Source organism: Ochrobactrum sp. SFR4 (genome assembly GCF_019730395.1).
In the GTDB taxonomy this organism is placed as follows: Bacteria; Pseudomonadota; Alphaproteobacteria; order Rhizobiales; family Rhizobiaceae; genus Pseudochrobactrum.
Map to the genome: position 1 here is coordinate 1 of NZ_JAAPBB010000561.1, position 307 is coordinate 307.

Below are 307 nucleotides of genomic sequence, written 5' to 3' on the forward strand. Positions count from 1 at the left end.
CAGAAACAAGGCGTTCATAAAACAGGTTGTTAACGGATTTACCGTTCACGGATACTTCAATAAATGGGTGTGTACGGCTCATCAGTCCCAAAGCCTCTTTATTGATGTTTCGGTTTGAATAGAGAATTCCGGCAATTGGACTGTCATGCCAAACGGAAGAATGACGTGGTCAGCAATGCCCGGATTAGCCAGCAATGTGGCCTCAACATACCCTGCAAGTTTTCCAGCCTGCACACGATCCCGCAAAGCAGAATAGGCATGCTCAAAGCAAAGCTGGTCGATAATAATATCTTCCTGATTAACCGTG

At 45.6% G+C, this 307-nt stretch carries 1 protein-coding gene; it reads right to left on the reverse strand.

Going from position 1 to position 307, the window contains the following annotated elements; all coding sequences use genetic code 11:
* Positions 1-81: 81 nt before the first annotated feature.
* On the reverse strand, positions 82-307 hold a 226-nt coding region (locus HBA93_RS20250), incomplete at its 5' end, for a tail protein X (protein ID WP_221724469.1).